The organism is Luteimonas sp. A537 (assembly GCF_054052065.1).
In genome coordinates this window covers 393018-411610 of sequence record NZ_JBSVRH010000001.1, presented here as the reverse complement: position 1 = coordinate 411610, position 18593 = coordinate 393018, and the positions used below count along the sequence as shown (strand labels likewise).

Sequence of the window (18593 nt, the reverse complement as noted above, 5' to 3'; positions counted from 1 at the left end):
ACGCGCGATCACACCACGCGCGCGCGCAACAGGTCGTGAATGTTCAGCGCGCCGACCGCGCGGCCATCGCCGTCCACCACCACCAGCCCGCCGATCTTGTGGGCTTCCATCAGCTGCGCGGCCTCGGCGGCGAGCGCGTCGGGACCGATGGTCCGCGGGTCGCGGGTCATCACGTCCGAGATCGGCGTGGTGCGCACGTCGATGCCGGCGTCCAGGCTGCGGCGCAGGTCGCCGTCGGTGTACAGGCCGAGCAGGCGGCCGTCGCCATCGACCACGGCGGTCATGCCCAGCATCTTGCGGCTGATCTCGGCCAGCGCTTCGCTCACGGTCGCGTCGGCGTGGATGCGGGGCACGGCGTCGCCGGTGTGCATGACGTCGGCGATGTGCAGCAGCAGGCGTCGACCGAGCGCGCCGGCGGGGTGCGAGCGGGCGAAGTCGTCGGCTGTGAAGCCGCGCGCCTCGAGCAGGGCCACTGCGAGCGCATCGCCCATCGCCAGCGAGGCGGTGGTGCTGGATGTCGGCGCCAGGTGCAGCGGGCAGGCCTCCTCGGGCACGCTGACGTCGAGGTGCACGGCCGCCGCCCGGGCGAGCGTGGAGCCGGGGCGCCCGGTCATCGCCACCAGTGCGTTGCCCTGGCGCTTGAGCACCGGCAGCAACTGCAGCAGTTCGTCGGATTCGCCCGAGTAGGACAGCGCCAGCACGATGTCGGCGTCGGTGACCATGCCGAGGTCGCCGTGGCCGGCTTCGCCGGGGTGCACGTAGAACGCGGGCGTGCCGGTGGATGCCAGGGTGGCGGCGATCTTGCGCGCCACGTGGCCGGACTTGCCCATTCCCGTGCAGACCACGCGGCCGCGGCAGGCCAGGAGCAGGCTGCAGGCGCGCGAGAAATCGCCATCGATGCGCGCGGCCACGGCCGCGAGGCCGCGGGCCTCGATGGCGAACACACGGTGGCCACTGGCCGCGAAGTCATGCGCGGCCGCGGCGTTCTCGGACTGTTTTCTGGTGCCGGACATTACGGGCCGGGCCCTTATTCGTTATGCTAACCCGTTCATCTTACGCGGATTTGTCCCCCGGCCTGCGGCCCCCCGCGCCGCCGGCGGCAGGCCGCTTACATGCCCTTCATGACCGGGACGACACCTTGAACGCAGACACCATCCGCAATCTCATCGAACAGGGCCTGCCCGGCGCGGAGGTCGAGGTGCGCGGCGATGACGGCGTGCATTTCGAGGCGCTGGTGGTGCATCCGGACTTCGCCGGTCGCCTGCCGCTGGCGCGCCATCGCATGGTCTACGCCACCCTGGGCGCGCTGATGGGCAACGAGATCCACGCCCTGGCGCTGCGCACCCTGACGCCGGACGAGCAGCGGCCGGCCTGATGCAGAAGATCGTTGTCGAAGGCGGGGTGCCCCTGGAGGGCGAGGTCCGCGTGTCCGGCGCCAAGAACGCCGTGCTGCCCATCCTGTGCGCGACGCTGCTGGCCGATGAGCCGGTGGAGATCCGCAACGTGCCGCACCTGCACGACGTGGTCACGACCGCGCGCGTGCTCGACGGGCTTGGCGCCGGCGTCACCCACGACGCCGACGGCAGCCACATGGTGGTCGACCCGCGCAGCGTCGACAGCCACATCGCGCCCTACGAACTGGTACGCACCATGCGTGCGTCGGTGCTGGTGCTGGGCCCACTGGTCGCCCGCCACGGCGCCGCCGAGGTCGCGCTGCCGGGCGGCTGCGCCATCGGCTCGCGCCCGGTCGACCTGCACATCCGCGCGCTGGAAGCGCTGGGGGCACGGATCACGGTCGAACACGGCTTCATCAACGCGCGTGCCGGCCGCCTGCAGGGTGGGCACGTGGTTTTCGACACGGTGAGCGTCGGCGCGACCGAAAACCTGCTGATGGCGGCGACGCTCGCGCAGGGCACCACGGTGATCGACAACGCCGCGCGCGAGCCGGAAATCGTCGACCTTGCCGACTGCCTGATGGCGATGGGCGCCGATATCGAAGGCGCGGGCGATTCGCGCATCGTCGTGCGCGGCGTCGACCGCCTGCACGGTGCGCGCCATGACGTGGTCGCCGACCGCATCGAGGCCGGGACGTTCCTTGTGGCCGCAGCCATCACCGGCGGCCGGATCACGGTGACCCATGCGCGCCCGGACACCATGGACGCCGTGCTGGAAAGGCTTGCCGCCGCCGGCGCCGACATCACCATCGACGGTGACCGCATCACCGCCGACATGCGCGGCCGCCGACCGCGCGCGGTCGACATCACCACCGCCCCGCACCCCGGGTTCCCGACCGACATGCAGGCGCAGTTCATGGCCATGGACTGCATCGCCGAAGGCATGGCGACGATCGACGAGACGATCTTCGAGAACCGCTTCATGCACGTGAACGAGCTGATGCGCCTGGGCGCGGAGATCCACGTCGACGGCAACCGGGCCACGGTCACCGGCGTCGAGCGCCTGAGCGGCGCACCGGTGATGGCCACCGACCTGCGTGCGTCGGCGTCGCTGGTGCTGGCCGGGCTGGTGGCCGAGGGCGAGACCGTGATTGATCGGGTCTACCACCTGGACCGCGGCTACGAACATATCGAGCGCAAGCTGTCGGGGCTGGGCGCGCGGATCCGCCGCATCGATTGAGGGGATACGAAAGGTTTCTATCCCGGTTGAGGGAGAGGCCTACGGCCGGCTAGGCGGAGTGGCTGGTTCTTCTCGAGGCTCTGCGGTGCTGACGTGACAGTTGGGGCGTTGTTGCGCCGGGAGCTGCTCCGTCCTGGTCCGCGCAGCCCGTCCCGCGCACAGGGGGTGTGCTCCCCCGGCCTGTCCGCGTCCTGCTCCCAAGGCCGGCCGCCGGCCATCCATGGCCGGCTGTACGCACACCCCCTGTGCATGGGACGGGCCGTGGCGTTTCTTGGCTTCGGGACGAAGGTCAAGAGCGGGCAGCGCGGACCCTCCCGAAGCAATCAATCGAAAGCCCCCTCAATCGGGATAAGAACCATACAAAAGGGCCCCGCGATGCAGGGCCCTTGTCGTATGGGTGCCGCGGCTTTTCGTCCAGCGGCGCCGGTCAGTCGACCGACGTCAGCTGCAGGTCCACATGGTCGCGACCATCCCGGCGCTGCAGCACCCGCGCCGGCACCGGCAGGCCATCCACGACCCAGGCGATGATTTCGCGCTTGCCGTCCTTGCGCACCACGCGCGTGGCCTGGTGCGATTTGCCGCCGACCTGGATGGTTTCTTCGCCGGCGACCTGGAAGGTCTGGCGCTTGACCCGGCCGTCCTCGACCAGCCGGTAGTCGAGTGGTTTGCCCGCGGCCACGTCGCGCACCAGGACCAGGTTCATCAGCATGCCGTCGAGATCGCCGGCGCGCAGTTTCACCGGCCCCGCGCGATCGTCCTTGACGTCGCCGGTCCAGCGCGCTTCGCCCCGGTCCCAGTCGTAGTCCGCGGTCACCGTCTTGCTCTTGACCAGCATCGCCGCAAGGCCGCTGGTGCCACGCTGGCTGTCGACGCTCTTGAGCGGACGCCATTGCTTGCCGTCGACCTCGAACGTGGTGCTCTGTTCCAGCTCCGCGCCCATGCCGCCGATATCGATGCGGTATTCCCAGCGATCCTTGCCGACGCTGGCCAAGGTCATTTTCGCGGTCGCTTCCATGCCCATGTACTTGGCCTGGTAATCGGCGCTGAACGCTTCGATCGCGAGGGCGGGCGTGAATGCGAGGGCCAGCGACAGGCCGGCACCGATCATCGCGGCACGGCCGCGCAGGGATTTCATGTACTGCATCTATTGGACTCCTTGGTATTCGACCAGCCGCAGGTCGATGGCGTCTTCGCCGTTTTCCCTCTGCAGGATGCGGACCGGCGTGGGTACGCCGCGCGCTACCCAGAAGATCGTTTCATCATTGCCGCCGTTGGTGCGTGAAACCCGCAGGGCCTGGTAGGACAGACCGTCGACTTCGACGTGCTCGGGGACCCCGGCCACCGAGTACTGGTGGTCACGCACGCGGCCGCCGTCCACGAACCGGTAGCCAAGGCTGCGCCCGGGCTCGGCATCGCGGACGATCGCGAGGTTGATCAGCAGGCCACTCATGTCGCCTTGCTGCAGCGCCACCGGCTCCCGGCGGGTTTCCTTGATGTCACCGCTCCACCTGGCGACGCCCGCATCCCAGTCGTACACGCCCTCGATTTCGCGGCCCATGAACAGGGCCTTGCGCCGGGTGTTCTGGCGGAGTGGGCGGTAGCGATCGTCGACCACGTCGAACACGGTGCCCTGGTCGATATCCAGGCGCACCCAGCGCGCAAGGCCGCGGTTTCCTGTCACGTCGAGGTCGATCTGCCAGTGCCCGCCATCCAGGCGCGTGAGGCGCATGCTGGCGGTGCCGGCGGGCTTGCCCTTGTTCCAGGCGTCGTAGGTCGCGACGAAGGGCTGCAGCGCGGGTGGGCCGTGGTCATCGGGGGCCGCGGCCGCGTCCAGCGAGGCCGCCGACGCTTCGCGGGCAGGGACCTGGTTGGCCGCCGCGGGCGCTGGCACGCAGACGGCAAGCAAGGCCGCCAGCCCGATATGGAAGAAGGTGTTCATGACCGGCGGATCATGCCCACAGGCGGTTGGCTGCCAGCTGAAGCGGCGCCTGCAGGGCCTGGCCGTCGAGCTCGACCGTGGCGCCGCGAAGGCGGATGCGGCCGGAGCACAGCAGCTCCAGCGCCGAGATCATCAGCGGATGCTCGACCCCGAGGACCCGGCGCGCGAGGGCGTCGGCGTCGTCGTCCGGCAGCACCGGCACCCGCGCCTGCGCAATCACCGGGCCGCCGTCGAGGTCGGCGCTGACGAAGTGCAGGCTCGCGCCGTGCTCCGCCACTCCGGCATCCAGTGCCCGTGCATGCGTGTCCAGGCCCTTGAACGCAGGCAGCAGCGAAGGGTGGATGTTGACGATCCGTCCCTCCCAGGGCGCGATCGCGTCGGCCCCGAGCAGGCGCATGTATCCGGCACAGATGATGAAGTCCGGCTCCACGGCTGCAACCGCGGCGAACAGCGCAGCGTCGAACTCGCCACGGCTGGCGAAGTCGCGAGGGCGCAGCGCGCGCGCCGGGATGCCCGCGTCGCGTGCGCGTTCGAGCGCAAAAGCCCTGGTGCGGTCACCGAAGGCTCCGGCCACCCGCGCATGCAGGCGACCGTCGGCGACCGCATCGAGGATCGCCTGCAGGTTGCTGCCGCGGCCCGAAGCCAGCACTGCCAGGCGGGGGGTTGCGGCCACGGATACTGCGCTCAGCCGATGCGCACGCGGGGCGTGCCGGCATCTGCCGGCACCACCGACCCGATCGTCCAGTGCGCGAGCGACAGCGCCTGGAGCGCGGCCGAAACCGCGGGCGCACGCGCCGGGTCCACCACCAGCACGAAGCCGATGCCGCAGTTGAAGGTGCGCCACATCTCTTCGGGAGCCACCGCGCCTTCGCGCTGCAGCCATTCGAACACCGCGGGCATCGCCCAGGCGCCGGCATCGATGTCGACGCCCAGCCCGTCGGGCACCACGCGCACGATGTTCTCGGTCAGGCCGCCACCGGTGATGTGTGCCATGGCGTGGATGGACGCGCCTTCGGCGCCGCGCAGCAGTTCCAGCACCGGCTTCACGTACAGCGCGGTGGGCGCCATCAGCGCGTCTTCCAGGCGCACGCCGCCGAGGTCGGTGTCGCCGGGGCGGCCGGCGCGGTCGTAGATGCGGCGGATCAGCGAATAGCCGTTGGAGTGCGGGCCGCTGGAGGCGATGCCGATGAGCACGTCGCCGGCGGCGACGCGGCCACCGTCGCGCAGTTCGGACTTCTCGACGGCACCCACGGTGAAGCCGGCCAGGTCGTACTCGCCGGGGGCGTACATGTCGGGCATCTCCGCGGTTTCGCCGCCGATCAGCGCACAGCCCGCCAGCTCGCAGCCCTTCGCGATGCCGCCGACCACCGCCACCGTGGTGTCGATGTCGAGCTTGCCGGTGGCGAAGTAGTCGAGGAAGAACAGCGGCTCGGCGCCCTGCACCAGCACGTCGTTGACGCACATGCCGACCAGGTCGATGCCGATGGTGTCGTGGCGGCCGAGCTGCTGCGCGAGCTTGAGCTTGGTGCCGACGCCGTCGGTGCCCGAGACCAGCACCGGCTCGCGGTACTTGCCCGACAGGTCGAACAACGCGCCGAAGCCGCCCAGCCCACCCATCACCTCGGGGCGGAAGGTGCGCTTCACCAGCGGCTTGATGCGTTCGACGACTTCATTGCCCGCGTCGATGTCGACGCCGGCGTCACGGTAGGTCAGCGGAGTGGGGCTGGTCACGATGGCTCGCCGCGCAGGAAAACGGCGATTTTAGCAGCCTCGAGGCCAACTTCATGGACGCGGCGGCGCGGCTGCGGCACCATTCCTGCCTGACACTGGTCCAGGGAACGACGATGCCCAAGGCGTTGCTGCTCGCGCTGCTCCTCGCACTTCTGCTCCCGGGCTGGGCCCATGCCCAGCGCGTGGAGGGCGATCGCGCCGGGGCCAGTGGCCTGTACCAGGCCGAAGTCACGGTTGGCAGCCAGGCGGAGGCGGCGCGGCAATCCGGCTTTTCGCGCGCGCTGGCGCAGGTCCTGGGCAAGCTTTCGGGCGATGCCGGCGTCGCCAGGCGCCCGGGGGTTTCGCGCGAACTGCGTCGCGCAGGTGATTTCGTCGAAGGCTACGACTACCGCCAGGACGAAGGCCGTTCGGCCGCCGGTTCGCCGACCTACAGCACGGTGCTGGTGGTGCGTTTCCGCGAGGACGAGGTCCAGGCCGTCGCCGGCGCGCTCGGCCTGCCGCTGTGGCCGGAGCCGCGGCCGAAGCCCGTGCTGTGGCTGGCGATCGACGACGGCAGCGGCCCGCGCCTGGTTGCGCTGGGGCAGAACAACGTGGCGCGGCCGGTGCTGGACCGGGCGATCGAGCGCGGCTACCGCCTCGGCCTGCCCAACGGCACGGCGGCCGAGAAGGCCGCAGTGGGCGCGATCTGGCGTGGCGATACCGCGGCGATCTCGCGCATTTCCGCGCGCTACAGCCCGCCGATGCAGCTGGTCGGCAAGCTCTATCGCGCCGGTGGCGGCTGGAAGGCCGACTGGACTTTCATCGACAACGGCCGCGTGCTCGCGACCTGGTCCGAAGAAGATGCGCAGGCGCGCCGCGCCATTGCCTCGGGCGCGGATGGTGCAGCCAATGCGCTGGTGCGTCGCTATGCCAAGGCCAGCCCCGTGGGCGAGCCCGCGGTCGAACGCGTGGTGGTGACCGGCATCAACAGCGCCAACGACTTCGTGCGCCTGTCCTCCTGGCTGCAGTCCACTTCGGTGGTGCGCGGCATCCGGCCGCTGCGGGCGACGCCCAACAGCCTTGAGCTCGAACTCGACCTGCTGACCGGCCTCGCGGGCTTCCGTCGCGTGCTGGATGAAGCGGTGCTGGTCGAGTCGGGCGGCAACATCGAGGGCGTGCCGCCCGAGTTCTACCTGCGCTGAGGACCTGGATCATGGACGAACACGCTGACGTGGTGGTTTCGCGTTTCCTCATGCGCCTGCAGTGGGCGCTGCTGCTCTGCGCCATCGGCTGGCTGGTGTGGCGGCTGGGCCCGGTGCTGACGCCGTTCGTGTTCGCGGCGCTGCTGGCCTGGATGGGCGACCCGCTGGTCGACCGCCTCGAGGAGGCCGGGCGCTCGCGCAACATCGCCGTGGTGATGGTGTTCACCGTGATGGTGCTGTTCCTGGTGCTTGCGCTGGTGATCCTGGTGCCGATGATCGCGGGCCAGATCAGGATCCTGGGTGAAGCCCTGCCGGGCTATCGCGACTGGCTGTTGCAGAGCGCCCTGCCGTGGCTCGAGGCGCGTACCGGGGTCGATATCGACGCCTGGATGGATCCGGCGCGGATGCTGGACTTCTTCCGCGAACACTCCGAGCGCGCTGGCGGCATCGCCGCGACCGCCTTGGGCGTGGTCTCGCGTTCGGGCATGGCGATGGTGACCTGGGCGGTCAACATCGTGCTGATCCCGGTCATCACCTTCTTCTTCCTGCGCGATTGGGACCTCATGGTCGAGCGCGTGGCCTCGGTGATCCCCCGTGACCATGTGGACACGGCGAGCCGGCTGGCGCGCGAGTCCAGCGACGTGCTGGGCGGCTTCCTGCGCGGGCAGTTCCTGGTGATGGTGATCCTGGGCGTGATGTACGGCCTCGGCCTGTGGCTCGTGGGCCTGGAACTGGGCCTGCTGATCGGCCTGATCGCCGGCCTGTTCACCTTCATTCCCTACATCGGCCCGGCCACCGGCATCGTCCTTGGCATCATCGCGGCGCTGATCGAGTACGGGGACTGGCAGCACCTGCTGGGCGTGTCGGTGGTGTTCGGCCTGGGCCAGCTGATCGAGAGTTACTGGCTGACGCCGAAGCTGGTCGGCGACCGCATCGGGCTGCATCCGGTGGCGGTGATCTTCGCGGTGATGGCCGGTGGCGTGCTGTTCGGCTTCGTGGGCATGCTGATCGCGCTGCCGGGGGCGGCGGTGGTCAACGTCATGCTGCGTTTCGCGCATGAGCGCTACACCGCCAGCAAGCTCTATGCCGGCCGCGCCGCCGAGGCGGACACGGGCGTGCTGGTGGACACCAGCGTTGGCGTGGCCGGTGGGCTGCCGGCGCACCTGCTGGTTCCGGCCACGGCCGTGGCCGGGGCGCCGATGGACCCCGCCGACATGCCCGCGGGGGGTGTCGAGCCCGGGCCGGCCCGCGACGGCGCGTGAACCGGCAGCTGCCGCTGGCGCTGCGCTATCCCCCGGACCAGCGTTTCGACACCTTCGTGGATGCGCCGCCTGGTGCCATCGGGCAGCTGCGCATGCTGGTCGCCGGCAGCGGCGAGTGGCTGTATCTCGATGGCGCGGCGGGCACCGGCAAGACGCACCTGGCGCTGGCGGCGTGTGCGGAAGCCGATGTCCCGGGACGCCGCGCAACCTACCTTCCGCTGGCGCTAGCCGCGGGGCGCCTGCATGAAGCGCTGGAATCGCTGGGGGACGGCCCCGGGCTGGTCGCTTTGGACGGACTCGAGGCGATCGCCGGCCGGCGTGACGACGAGGTCGCGCTGTTCGAGTTCCACAATCGCGCCCGCGCCGCGGGAAGCAGCGTGCTCTACACCGCGTCCGCGGCCCCGGCGGCGCTGCCTCCGGGGCTGCCGGACCTGCGCTCACGCTTGGCCCAGTGCGTACGCATCCCCTTGCAGCCGCTGGACGACGCCGGCCGCGCCGAGGTGCTGCGCCTGCGGGCGCGACGGCGCGGCCTGCAGTTCGACGAGGCCGCGATCGGCTGGTTGCTCAGGCGTGCCGGACGTGACCTGGCTGGCCTGACGACCCAGCTTGATGCGCTGGACCGGGCGTCGCTGGCGGCGCAGCGGCGGGTGACGGTGCCGTTCCTGCGCGAAGTGCTCGGGCCGAATGTCGGCCACGGGCCGCTTCAGGAGTCGTGAGCACTCCGCTGGGGAGGATGCCTGGCAGGGGCCATGGCTCCGATGCGCGGACCGGTGCTCAGCGGTGGTATTCGCCCGCGCGCTCGGGCTGGTAGGTCACTTCCTCGATCAGCACCTTGATGGCGCCGCCGCCGGGCTTGGGCCATTCCATCTCGTCGCCCTGGGACAGGCCGAGCAGGGCGCTGCCCACAGGGGCCAGCACCGAGATGCGGTCGGCGCTGCCGTTGGCATCGCGCGGATAGACCAGGGTGAGCTGGAAGCTCTCATCCGGGCCCACGCGGAAGCGGACCGTGGAATTCATGGTCACCGTGGTGGAGGGGACGTCCTTGGGGGCGACCACGTCGGCGCGCAGCAGCTCGGCCTCGAGCGCGTCGCGGCCGGGGAAGGCGCCGTCGGGAAGGGATTCGAGCAGGCTCTCCAGGCGCTCGGAATCCAGCGTCGAGATGGTGATCTTGGGTCGGGTGTTCACGCGTGCGTCTCCTGACAATGCGCTTTCCGCCAGCAACGCGCCCCGGGCGACGTCTCGCGTCGGCCGGGGCGCGGGTGGGCTGGCGGCTATTGGTGTTCGTTGCCGTCAATGTAGCTGCAGCCGGCCACGATCTCAATCGGTCCGCGCGATCCCATCGTAGCGCCAATGCCAGGGCTCGTGGACGATGCCGTGCGGGTTGTCGCGCGGATAGCTCATCGTGAAGCCGAGCGCCGCGGCGTGGGAGCGGAGCCATGCGAACGCCGCGGTCTGCTCGAAGGATTCCTCGGCCGCCGGCTCGCCGGGCGCGCTGATGTCGATGGCGCGGCCCGAATGGTGTTCGGACCAGCCGGGGGCCGCGTTGACGGCGAGGATGTCGTCGATGGCGAGCCCGCGCGCGAGCTTTCGCTCGATGATGCCGGCCTGGTATGCGTGGCTGCGGTAGCCGGACACGGCGTCCAGCACGATGCCGTCGCGGGCCGCCGCAGCCTTCAGGTGGCGCCAGCCGCGGGCGGCGTCCACGCGCAGCCAGAGCGCCCGCCGATAGCGGTCGTGGCCGGCAAGGTCCAGCCAGGCGGGCTCGGCCTCCAGTGCCAGCCCGGTGCGCGCGGCATAGGCCTCGCCATCGATGCCCAGGGCCTCCAGGCGCCCGGCCAGGCGCAGGGGCGGCAGGGTCGGCACCACGTCGATGCCGGCGCGCAGGCCGGCGTGCGGTGGATGCTCAAGCGCCTCGAGGGCGGCATCGATCCCGGGTTCGCGCGCCAGGCGCGGGACCAGCGGCAGCAGGCCTTCCGGCAGGTCGGCGGCGAGCAGCGTGCCGTCGCGCTTGCGCCGCAGCACCGTGCGTGCGCGGGCCAGGGCGCGGGCGTCGCGGTTGCCGCGGGCGCGCAGTACGCCGCCCGGCCAGAGTTCGATGTCCGGGGTGTTGGCAAGGATGGCGTCGCGACCGCGCATGGCTGGAAGGCTAGCGCCTGGTGCCGGCGTCCGCCATGGCGCGCAGCCGATCGAGCAGCGCCTGCGGATTCACCGGCTGCAGCAGGAGCCCGTGCCCGGCGGCCGTGGGGATCCACAGCAGGCGCTTGCCGCCGGCGGTGGCCACCAACGCCCGTTCGCCGCTGCGCAGGCGGAACCAGCCGCTGCGGAAGCCGGGGATGGAGACGCCGTTGGTCCGCAGCATCGCGCGGAATTCGGGCCGCTCGTCGGGATCGACCACGCGCGCATGCGCGAGGTCCAGCGCATCGAGGCCGAAGTGCCGGCGATAGAAGGTGGTGGCGAGCTCCAGCCCGCCTGCGTCCAGGCGCAGGCGATGGCGGCGGACCAGCGCGGCCAGCGCGCCCCAGAGCACCACGCAGAGCGCAGCGACGCTGGCGAAGGCGCGGACCGCAAGCGCGCCCTGGCCATCGCCGCTGCCGCTGCCCGAAAGCTCGGTCAGGCCGACCAGCACCAGCGGCAGGCCCACCACCAGCGCGAACAGCCAGGCTTGCGCGCGCGCCGAGGCCGGCACCAGCGCCGTGGCGGCATCCTTGCCGTGAATCACGCCGTGGCGGCCGCGGTCATCGCTCACTGTCATTTGCCTTCCCTTTTCGTGGAGCCGGTGGCGGCCCGTTCCGGCAGCCGTCCCGCCTTGCGCAGCGCCTCGCGCAGCAGGTATTCGATCTGCGCGTTGGCGCTGCGCAGGTCATCGTCCGCCCAGCGCTGCACGGCCGCGAGGATCGCGGCATTGATGCGCAGCGGATAGGCCTTCTTCTCAGCCACGGCGCGCCATCAGTACAGCGAGCCGGAGTTGACCACCGGCTGCGCGCCGCGGTCGCTGCACAGCACCACCAGCAGGTTGCTGACCATCGCCGCCTTGCGCTCTTCGTCCAGCGTGACCACGCCGCTCTTCTCCAGTTCGGCCAAGGCCAGTTCGACCATGCCGCAGGCGCCGGCGACGATGCGCGTGCGCGCGGCGACCACGGCGTTGGCCTGCTGCCGCTGCAGCATGGCCTGCGCGATCTCGGGCGCGTAGGCGAGGTGGCTGATGCGCGCCTCGAGCACTTCGACGCCGGCCGAGCCCAGTCGTTCGTCCAGGTGCTGCTTGAGTTCGTTGGAGATTTCCACGGGATGGCTGCGCAGCGACATCTGGCCTTCCTCGTTCTGGTCGTAGGGGTGGGTGGTGGCCATGGCGCGCAGCGCCGCCTCGGACTGGATATGGACGAAGCTCTCGTAATCGTCGACGTTGAATACCGCCTCGGCGGAATCCACCACCTTCCACACGATCACCGCCGCGATCTCGATCGGGCTGCCCTCGAGCTCGTTGACCTTGAGCTTGCCGCTCTCGAAGTTGCGGATGCGCAGCGAGACCTTGCGCTTGGCGAGGAAGGGGTTGTTCCAGCGCAGGCCGTTCTCGTGGACGGTACCGACGTACTTGCCGAACAGGCTCAGCACCGCCGACTGGTTGGGCTCGACCATGTACAGGCCGGCAAGGCAGAACAGCGCGATGCCGCCGATCGCGATCGGCGCAGCCAGCTGGAGCACGGCGCCGCCGTTGACCAGCGTCTGGAAGAAGAGCCAGCCGCAGGCCAGCGCGACCACGAGCAGGAGCAACAGCACTGGAATGCCGTGCATGGAGCGGATCGGGTTTTCCTTCATGGCGTTCTCCGGGGGGCGGGTGGTGGGCTGGTGTCGACTAGTGATATCTAAATGATATCTATATGTCAAGAGGATCGCGGCCACGGCGGTCCGACCTGCGATGATGGCGGCCTTGTGATCCGAGGGAGCCAGCCACCGATGAAAGGCCGCGACGGCTATGCCGTGTTTTTCTTCCCGCAGGCGATCGAAGCCCTGGGGGATGCCATCAAGCCGTATATCCAGGACAGTCCGGTGGTCGGCGCGCACGTGCCCTGCGACGAAGTCGATACCGGCGGGTCACTGATCGAGCTCACCATGAAAGGCCGCATGCCCACGGGTGACGATGTCACCCTGGAGCTGATGGTGCCGACGTCGATGGTGCGGATGATCGTGTCGCGGCAAAGCGGCGGCATGTTCGGCTTCGGGCCGCGCAGCCACGAGGCGGTTGCCCCGGTGGCGCTGCCGGTCATTGGCGCCTCGGCGCCGGCGGCCGAAGCGCCGACCGAAGCAGTGCCGGCAAGCGCCGGGACCGGCTCGCCGGCAGTGGTGGCCCCAGCCGAAGGGGATGCCGCCGCCAAGCCCGCACCCTGAGGCCAGGCGCGGGAACGCTGGTCAGTTGCCGAGGTCGATCCAGACCAGGCGGTGGTCGCTGCCATCGACGATGCCGGCGCCGTCAGTGCCGGGGGCCGGCCAGTACACGCCTGAATCCAGCGCTCGGAAACCGGTGGACGGCAGGGCGTAGTCCAGCCGCAACGGACCCGTGCGCGGACCGAAGTCGCCAGTGGCATGGGCCACGCTGCCGCGGCGGCCGGAGTGGTCGGCACCGGCGGCGTGCGCCGCGCCTTCGCTGCGCGGGGTCGCCATGCGCAATACGCGCGGGTGTTCGAGCAGCTCGATGATGGCCTGATGGCGGCCGTCGCCGTCGACCGGATCGTTGTTGAGGTCGCCGAGGATCACGAAGCGCGCGTCTGCAGCCAGTCCGCCGCAGTGGCCCGCGTCGTCGCAGAGCCACGACGCCTCGTCAGCGCCGATGTATTCACTCCACAGCCGGATTTCATCGTGGTTGCGCGCGCCGTTGCGGTCCTCCGGGCCGTCGAACACCGGCGGCGTCGGGTGCGAGGCCAGCATGTGCACGGTGCCAAGCGGGGTGCGTACCGGCACGTCCCAGTGCGATTTCGACGACAGCCGCAGCTGTTCCCAGATGGCGTCGGCGTACCAGGGCGCACCGGTTGCCGGATCCACCGGCCGCGCGGCGCCGGGCAGGGTGCTCCAGGGCAGGCGCTGGAAGGTGCGTGCGGCTCCGGCGTCGATGGGATGCATGGACAGCAGCAGCATCCCGTACTGCCCGGGATGCAGGCCATAGCCCCAGGCGTCGTTGCCGCGCCCGCGCGCGGCCGCCGCGTCTTCGCCCGGCGCGGGCAGGTCGGCGCCGACGTGTCCGCTGCGGTCGAGGTCGAGGCCGCTGGGCACGCCGGTGTTCACCGGCGCGATGTAGCGGTAGGGATAGTGCAATGCCTCGCCACCGCCGGGCTGCGGGACTTCCAGGTAGTCGCGCTGGAAGGCATCGGCCGCCAGGCCGCCGGCGTCGTAGTCGAACTCGTTGACCAGCACGACGTCGGGCCGGACCCGCTGCAGCACCGCGGCGACCTTGCGCGCATCGGCGTCGGCGGATTCGAGCCGGCGCAGCAGGCCGCCGGCGTCATCGGAATAGAGCGATGCGTTGTAGCTGGCGACGCGGAGGGTCTGGGGCGGGGTCATGGACTGTCCGGGATCTCCGTGGGTGTTGACGCGAACGCAGCCGGCAAGCAGCGCGCAGCAGAGCAGCGCGGCAAGGCGCGCGGTCATGCGTCACCCGCGCGGGCGAGTGCCTGCCAATCGCGGCCGTCAAAGCGTTCGAGGGGCTGGAAGCCGCGCTTGTAATCCATTTTCGTGTGTCCCTGAATCCAGTAGCCAAGGTAGAGGTGGCGGTAGACGTCGCGCCGGGCCCAGGCGAGCTGCTGCAGGATGGCCAGCGTGCCCAGGCCGCGCGCGGCCTCGTCGGGATCGTAGAAGGTGTAGACCGCCGACAGCGCATCATCCACCAGGTCGGTGACAGCCACCGCCAGCAGGCGCCCACCGGCGCGCAGTTCGAGGAAGCGCCCCTGCGACCAGCTGCCGACCAGGAACTGCGCGAACTCCGCCTTGCCATGATCGTCCATGCCGCCGCCGGGATGGCGGCCGACCAGATAGCGGCGGTAGAGCTCGAAGCGCTCGGCGTTCTCGTCGGCGGGGAGGATCCGCGCCTGCACGTCGGCGTTGCGCGCCAGGCAGCGGCGCTGGCTGCGGTTGGGCACGAAGTCGGCCACGGGGATGCGCACCGGCACGCAGGCGCGGCAGCCGTGGCAGTGCGGGCGATAGACCAGGTCGCCGGAACGGCGGAAGCCCCAGGCCAGCGCACGGGCATAGGATTCGGCCAGGCGCGGGTCGCCGGGATCGAGCACCAGGTCGCGTGCGGCGCGCTCCGGCCAGTAGCCGCAGGGGTGTTCCGCAGTGTGGAACAGGCGCAGGGGCGCGGGCTCAGCCATGGCGAACCCGGCGCGGAGATGCATGGACGGCGCGAAGCATGCAGGCAGGATACTGCGCCGTGTCGCAGCGGCTGCGAACCGGCTGCCAGCTGAATGCCGCCGGGCAACCGTCAACCGCATCCGGCGCCATGCGTTGACCGATGCACATGCAGCAATGCCGCTGCCAGCAAAGGAGTCACGCATGAAGCGTCATGCCCTGTTCTTCGCCACCGCCCTGGCCGTGGCTTCCCTTGGCGCCACCGGCCTGGCCGCCGCGCAGTCCGCGCCGGCCGCCAGCGCCACCCAGGCCACCGCCGCGGGCGAGGCCGGCAGCGATGCTCCGCGCGCCGCGAAGGGTGAGCGCCCGATGCGCCACGGCAAGGGCCACGCCGGCCACCGCGGCGGCCATGCCATGCGCGGCGGCATCGAGCGCATGGACAGCGATGAGGACGGCCGCATCAGCCGTGCCGAGTTCGACGCCGCCAAGGCCGCGGGGGAGGCCCGTCGCGCCGCCCGCATCGCCGAGCGCGAGCAGGCCGGTGCCGGCGAATCCCCGCGTCGCGCCCGTGCCGACCACGCTGGTCGCTCCGGCCGCGGCGGGATCGGCCAAGGTGCGCGCATGGGCTTCGATTTCGATTCCATTGATGCCAACAAGGACGGCTACATCGTCCGCAGCGAAGTGGCGGCCCACCGCGACCGCATGCAGGAGCAGATGCGCGGCAAGCGCGCCGAGCGCTTCGCCGAAGCCTTCGCTGCGGCCGATCTGAACAAGGACGGCAAGCTCAGCCGCGTCGAGATCGACGAAAAGATGCCGCGGCTGTCAAAGCGCTTCGCATGGATGGACGACAACCGCGACGGCTTCCTGAGCCGCGTGGAACTGGAAGCCGACAAGCGCCGCTGAGCCAAGCGTTCCGCTGATGGGGTGGCGCCGGTTCAGCCGGTGCCGGGCCCGCGCTCATGGCGCGGGCTTTTTTCATGGTTCTTGTCCTGATTGAGGGGCTCCGGGAGGGTGCGCGCTGCCCGCCTGCATCCTCGGCGGGCCCGGACCTTCGTCGCGGTCGGGAGCCAGGCTTCGGTCACCAGCGAACCCGCTCGGATCGTCACCGGACAAGCGGCACGGCCACGCCAGGGCGACCCCTACGAGCGCGAGCGCGCCCGCTCCTGACCTTCGTCCCGAAGCAGAAAAACTCCACGGCCCGTCCCGTGCACAGGGGGTGTGCGTACAGCCGGCCATGGATGGCCGGCGGCCGGCAGTGGGAGCAGGACGCGGAGACTGCCGGGGGAGCACACCCCCTGTGCACGGGACGGGCAGCGCGCATCCCAACGGAGAAGCTCCCGGCCCAACTGTCACGTCAGCATCTCGGAGCCTCGAGAAGAACCAGCCACTCCGTCGAGCCGACCATGCGCCTCTCCCTCAGTCGGGAGAAGAACCCTTTTTCATGGCCTCAGCCCTTGAGATACAGCAACACCAGCCCGCCGATGATCGCCACGTTGCTGATCACCACGCCGCTGGTGCCGAAGGTCAGCCGATACAACAGCTGCCTCGAGCGCGCGCCTTCGGGGTTGCGGATGGCGTCGCGCCGCAGCAGCGGCTGCATGGTCCGCGCCAACGGACCGAGCAGCTGGTAGTTCAGCACCGCGATCGCGGCCAGTGCCAGTGCATAGGTCGGCACCAGGCTGTCGAAGGTGAAGGCCGAGGCCAGGGTCAGGCCGACAGCCAGCAACGAGCTCCAGATGTAGGTGTTGTAGACGCGAAGGATCCCGCCGCGCTCCGCTTCGTCGTCGGCGTATGCGGTGAGCATCTTCCGGCACAGCCATGCGGTGACGAGGCCGGCGAGCAGGCCGCCGCCAAGCGCGCCCGCGGTGCCAAGCACGCCCTTGCCGAACACGCTGCCGATGACGCTGCCACCGACCTTGGCGAAGCCGGCCGCGGCGACCGGGCGGCTGAAGCCGAGCATCGCCGTGATGCCCACCGCGAACGCGGTGCCGGGCGCGGTCGAGCGGGCGAATTCGCCGACGCGCGACAGCAGGTCTTCGCGCAGGCTCTTGCGCGCGCGGGAGAGGCGCTTGCGCACGGCGGCGTCGGACAGGCCCAGCAGTTCGGCCACCTGGCGCGAGTTCTGGCCCTCGCGGTAATAGAGCAGCAGCACTTCGCGACTCTCTTCCGGGAGTTCGGAGATCAATTCGGCGGCCATGCGCTCGCGCTCGGCATCGATCAGCTGCTCTTCCGGCAGCGCCGAAGGATCGGCGGCATGGTTGATGGCGATTTCCGCGGCCTCACCGCCGATCACGCGCTGGCGGTGGCGACGCAGGTGGTCATAGGCCAGGTTGCGGGTGATCTGGCGCAGCCAGGGCAGGAAGCTTGACGGGTTCTGCAGGCGCTTGAGGTTCTGCCAGGCGGAGAGGAAGGCCTCCTGGGCGATGTCCTCGCTGGCGGTCGGGTCGCGGGTGATGGCCAGGGCCACCGCGGTCACCGTGTTCTGGCTGGCGACGATGATGCGGGTGTAGGCCTGCTGGCAGCCGCCGGCCGCGGCGGGCAGGTCGCGATGGATCAGGGCATCGATGGCGCAGGTGGTCATGGGCTGCTCGCGTGGCGGCACCGGTGGGGCGCCATCCTATCCAGACGCAGCCGCGCTGGAAACGTGACCTTCAGCGTGGGTCTTCGCGCAGCCAGTCCTGGCCTTCGCGGCGCACGGCCAGTTCGCGCGGCTCGTCTCCGCCCACGGCCAGGTGCACGGTGCCGCTGCCGGAGCCGTCGGTGGCGTAATCGGATACCTCCACCGGCAGGCGTTCATCGCCGCAGTCCGAAGCCGGCGCCACGTCGAGGCCCTCGGTGGCCAGCGCTTGCAGGAAGGCGGGGTCCGGGTCGGCACCGTCGATGCCGAGGCAGCCGCGCCGCGTGCCGGCCGCGACCAGCGCTTCGCGCAGCAGGGTGGCCGCCAGCGCGGGCGGCGTGGCGATCACGAAGGCTTCGTCAGGCAGCGTGGCGACAAGCGGCATGTCGGGAGCGGACGCCGTCGCGGGAGCCTGCGTGCGGGCCGGCGTGGACGCGCCCGGGACTGAGGTCGCCGCTCCGGAGGCCAAGGCATCGCCATCGCCACCACCACGACTGGCGCGGTAGGCGATCATCACCAACGCCACCATCACCGCCACCCCGAGCAGCAGCCCGTAGCGGAAGCGTCCGCCACCGCGCGCGGAGAGCGGTGAGCTGGTGCCTCCGGCCAGTGACGGCGGCGGCGGCATGAAGCTTTCGCTGCGGGGCGTGGTGTCCTGCAGCAGGCCGATTTCACGCAGCATGCGGCGCGCCTCGGGCTGCTGGTCGGAGCGGATGACCCAGACAGCCGGCCGCGGGCCGCTGTTGTTGCCGTCGCGATAGCTGAAGTTGCCCCGGATGGCGCCGCGGTAGGAGCGGCCGTTGCTGATCCGGACCTCGATGCCGGCCTCTTCAAGCAGCCGGGCCACCGCTTCGACGTTCTCGATGCGGGCGCTGGAAAACACCTGGCGCACGGCG

The 18593-nt window shown here is 70.6% G+C and carries 20 protein-coding genes and 1 pseudogene; 7 read left to right on the top strand and 14 right to left on the bottom strand.

Translation table 11 applies throughout. The features are described from left to right. Positions 1 to 8: 8 nt before the first annotated feature. Entirely contained in the window at positions 9 to 1013 is a 1005-nt protein-coding gene (locus tag ACW7GZ_RS01910) for a KpsF/GutQ family sugar-phosphate isomerase (protein ID WP_457001376.1), read from the bottom strand. A 125-nt stretch (positions 1014 to 1138) separates the two neighbouring features. Here ACW7GZ_RS01910 and ACW7GZ_RS01905 point away from each other — a divergent pair, with 125 nt between their 5' ends. Then, positions 1139 to 1375 carry a BolA family protein gene (locus ACW7GZ_RS01905; protein ID WP_457001378.1) on the top strand — a complete coding sequence of 79 codons (237 nt, stop codon included), beginning with the start codon at positions 1139 to 1141 and terminating at the stop codon, positions 1373 to 1375. Continuing rightward, positions 1375 to 2634, top strand: coding sequence for a UDP-N-acetylglucosamine 1-carboxyvinyltransferase (gene murA / locus ACW7GZ_RS01900; RefSeq protein ID WP_457007528.1), 1260 nt, complete (start codon positions 1375 to 1377; stop codon positions 2632 to 2634). Before ACW7GZ_RS01905 ends, murA begins: the two co-directional genes overlap by 1 nt. A gap of 427 nt (positions 2635 to 3061) precedes the next feature. Here the strand turns inward: murA and ACW7GZ_RS01895 are convergent, their stop codons facing one another. From ACW7GZ_RS01895 to purM, 4 genes are read right to left on the bottom strand one after another with little or no spacing between them, the layout of a single operon-like run. After that, on the bottom strand, positions 3062 to 3769 hold the full coding sequence (locus tag ACW7GZ_RS01895; protein ID WP_457002822.1) for a DUF3108 domain-containing protein: 708 nt from the start codon (positions 3767 to 3769) through the stop codon (positions 3062 to 3064). Between the two features lie 9 nt (positions 3770 to 3778). Next, positions 3779 to 4573, bottom strand: coding sequence for a DUF3108 domain-containing protein (locus tag ACW7GZ_RS01890; protein WP_457001381.1), 795 nt, complete (start codon positions 4571 to 4573; stop codon positions 3779 to 3781). A 10-nt stretch (positions 4574 to 4583) separates the two neighbouring features. Beyond that, entirely contained in the window at positions 4584 to 5246 is a 663-nt protein-coding gene (gene purN, locus ACW7GZ_RS01885; protein ID WP_457007527.1) for a phosphoribosylglycinamide formyltransferase, read from the bottom strand. A gap of 11 nt (positions 5247 to 5257) precedes the next feature. Then, positions 5258 to 6304, bottom strand: a complete 1047-nt coding sequence (gene purM / locus ACW7GZ_RS01880; RefSeq protein ID WP_457001385.1) for a phosphoribosylformylglycinamidine cyclo-ligase — start codon at positions 6302 to 6304, stop codon at positions 5258 to 5260. A 113-nt stretch (positions 6305 to 6417) separates the two neighbouring features. On the opposite strand from purM, the gene ACW7GZ_RS01875 reads away from it, so the two are divergent. The 3 genes and pseudogenes from ACW7GZ_RS01875 (at position 6418) to hda (ending at position 9463) form a co-directional block, all read left to right on the top strand. After that, entirely contained in the window at positions 6418 to 7485 is a 1068-nt protein-coding gene (locus tag ACW7GZ_RS01875; RefSeq protein ID WP_457001387.1) for a DUF2066 domain-containing protein, read from the top strand. An 11-nt stretch (positions 7486 to 7496) separates the two neighbouring features. Then, positions 7497 to 8585: pseudogene (locus ACW7GZ_RS01870) on the top strand (AI-2E family transporter); the annotation flags it as partial. Between the two features lie 158 nt (positions 8586 to 8743). Next, complete coding sequence (gene hda, locus ACW7GZ_RS01865; RefSeq protein ID WP_457007525.1) at positions 8744 to 9463, top strand: DnaA regulatory inactivator Hda; 720 nt, start codon at positions 8744 to 8746, stop codon at positions 9461 to 9463. A 58-nt stretch (positions 9464 to 9521) separates the two neighbouring features. On the opposite strand, the gene rnk is transcribed toward hda, so the two are convergent. From rnk to ACW7GZ_RS01840, 5 genes are all read right to left on the bottom strand, one after another. Continuing rightward, positions 9522 to 9932 (bottom strand): nucleoside diphosphate kinase regulator, encoded by a 411-nt coding sequence (rnk, locus tag ACW7GZ_RS01860; RefSeq protein ID WP_343275116.1) that lies wholly within the window; start codon positions 9930 to 9932, stop codon positions 9522 to 9524. 132 nt (positions 9933 to 10064) lie between these two features. Beyond that, a complete protein-coding gene (locus tag ACW7GZ_RS01855; protein WP_457001390.1) occupies positions 10065 to 10883 on the bottom strand; it encodes a M15 family metallopeptidase in 819 nt (272 codons plus the stop codon). Between the two features lie 10 nt (positions 10884 to 10893). After that, complete coding sequence (locus tag ACW7GZ_RS01850) at positions 10894 to 11499, bottom strand: hypothetical protein (RefSeq protein ID WP_457001391.1); 606 nt, start codon at positions 11497 to 11499, stop codon at positions 10894 to 10896. Further along, positions 11496 to 11684, bottom strand: coding sequence for an Arc family DNA binding domain-containing protein (locus ACW7GZ_RS01845; protein WP_457001393.1), 189 nt, complete (start codon positions 11682 to 11684; stop codon positions 11496 to 11498). Before ACW7GZ_RS01845 ends, ACW7GZ_RS01850 begins: the two co-directional genes overlap by 4 nt. Before the next feature lie 9 nt (positions 11685 to 11693). Then, positions 11694 to 12560, bottom strand: a complete 867-nt coding sequence (locus ACW7GZ_RS01840; protein ID WP_457007523.1) for an SPFH domain-containing protein — start codon at positions 12558 to 12560, stop codon at positions 11694 to 11696. Between the two features lie 138 nt (positions 12561 to 12698). Here ACW7GZ_RS01840 and ACW7GZ_RS01835 point away from each other — a divergent pair, with 138 nt between their 5' ends. Next, positions 12699 to 13130, top strand: coding sequence for a hypothetical protein (locus ACW7GZ_RS01835; RefSeq protein WP_457007521.1), 432 nt, complete (start codon positions 12699 to 12701; stop codon positions 13128 to 13130). A 21-nt stretch (positions 13131 to 13151) separates the two neighbouring features. On the opposite strand, the gene ACW7GZ_RS01830 is transcribed toward ACW7GZ_RS01835, so the two are convergent. Both ACW7GZ_RS01830 and ACW7GZ_RS01825 read right to left on the bottom strand, forming a co-directional pair. After that, complete coding sequence (locus ACW7GZ_RS01830) at positions 13152 to 14384, bottom strand: endonuclease/exonuclease/phosphatase family protein (protein WP_457001398.1); 1233 nt, start codon at positions 14382 to 14384, stop codon at positions 13152 to 13154. Further along, positions 14381 to 15127 (bottom strand): arginyltransferase, encoded by a 747-nt coding sequence (locus tag ACW7GZ_RS01825; protein WP_457001400.1) that lies wholly within the window; start codon positions 15125 to 15127, stop codon positions 14381 to 14383. The genes ACW7GZ_RS01830 and ACW7GZ_RS01825 overlap by 4 nt, the downstream gene beginning before the upstream one ends. Before the next feature lie 157 nt (positions 15128 to 15284). Between ACW7GZ_RS01825 and ACW7GZ_RS01820 the strand changes: the two genes are divergently transcribed. Beyond that, positions 15285 to 15983 (top strand): hypothetical protein, encoded by a 699-nt coding sequence (locus tag ACW7GZ_RS01820; RefSeq protein WP_457001402.1) that lies wholly within the window; start codon positions 15285 to 15287, stop codon positions 15981 to 15983. A 544-nt stretch (positions 15984 to 16527) separates the two neighbouring features. On the opposite strand, the gene ACW7GZ_RS01815 is transcribed toward ACW7GZ_RS01820, so the two are convergent. Together ACW7GZ_RS01815 and ACW7GZ_RS01810 are read right to left on the bottom strand one after the other, a co-directional pair. Then, positions 16528 to 17661 carry an RNA polymerase sigma factor gene (locus ACW7GZ_RS01815; RefSeq protein WP_457001404.1) on the bottom strand — a complete coding sequence of 378 codons (1134 nt, stop codon included), beginning with the start codon at positions 17659 to 17661 and terminating at the stop codon, positions 16528 to 16530. 70 nt (positions 17662 to 17731) lie between these two features. Further along, the gene (locus ACW7GZ_RS01810; protein WP_457007519.1) at positions 17732 to 18589 is read right to left on the bottom strand and encodes a hypothetical protein; all 858 of its coding nucleotides are present in this window, start codon (positions 18587 to 18589) and stop codon (positions 17732 to 17734) included. Between the last annotated feature and the right edge of the window lie 4 nt (positions 18590 to 18593).

Bases quoted from the DNA above. Each gene is read 5' to 3' on its own strand.
- ACW7GZ_RS01910 (WP_457001376.1), bottom strand. From the start codon at position 1,013: ATGTCCGGCACCAGAAAACAGTCCGAGAACGCCGCGGCCGCGCATGAC.
- murA (WP_457007528.1), top strand. From the start codon at position 1,375: ATGCAGAAGATCGTTGTCGAAGGCGGGGTGCCCCTGGAGGGCGAGGTC.
- ACW7GZ_RS01895 (WP_457002822.1), bottom strand. From the start codon at position 3,769: ATGAAATCCCTGCGCGGCCGTGCCGCGATGATCGGTGCCGGCCTGTCG.
- ACW7GZ_RS01890 (WP_457001381.1), bottom strand. From the start codon at position 4,573: ATGAACACCTTCTTCCATATCGGGCTGGCGGCCTTGCTTGCCGTCTGC.
- ACW7GZ_RS01875 (WP_457001387.1), top strand. From the start codon at position 6,418: ATGCCCAAGGCGTTGCTGCTCGCGCTGCTCCTCGCACTTCTGCTCCCG.
- ACW7GZ_RS01855 (WP_457001390.1), bottom strand. From the start codon at position 10,883: ATGCGCGGTCGCGACGCCATCCTTGCCAACACCCCGGACATCGAACTC.
- ACW7GZ_RS01850 (WP_457001391.1), bottom strand. From the start codon at position 11,499: ATGACAGTGAGCGATGACCGCGGCCGCCACGGCGTGATTCACGGCAAG.
- ACW7GZ_RS01840 (WP_457007523.1), bottom strand. From the start codon at position 12,560: ATGAAGGAAAACCCGATCCGCTCCATGCACGGCATTCCAGTGCTGTTG.
- ACW7GZ_RS01835 (WP_457007521.1), top strand. From the start codon at position 12,699: ATGAAAGGCCGCGACGGCTATGCCGTGTTTTTCTTCCCGCAGGCGATC.
- ACW7GZ_RS01830 (WP_457001398.1), bottom strand. From the start codon at position 14,384: ATGACCGCGCGCCTTGCCGCGCTGCTCTGCTGCGCGCTGCTTGCCGGC.
- ACW7GZ_RS01825 (WP_457001400.1), bottom strand. From the start codon at position 15,127: ATGCATCTCCGCGCCGGGTTCGCCATGGCTGAGCCCGCGCCCCTGCGC.
- ACW7GZ_RS01820 (WP_457001402.1), top strand. From the start codon at position 15,285: ATGAAGCGTCATGCCCTGTTCTTCGCCACCGCCCTGGCCGTGGCTTCC.
- ACW7GZ_RS01815 (WP_457001404.1), bottom strand. From the start codon at position 17,661: ATGACCACCTGCGCCATCGATGCCCTGATCCATCGCGACCTGCCCGCC.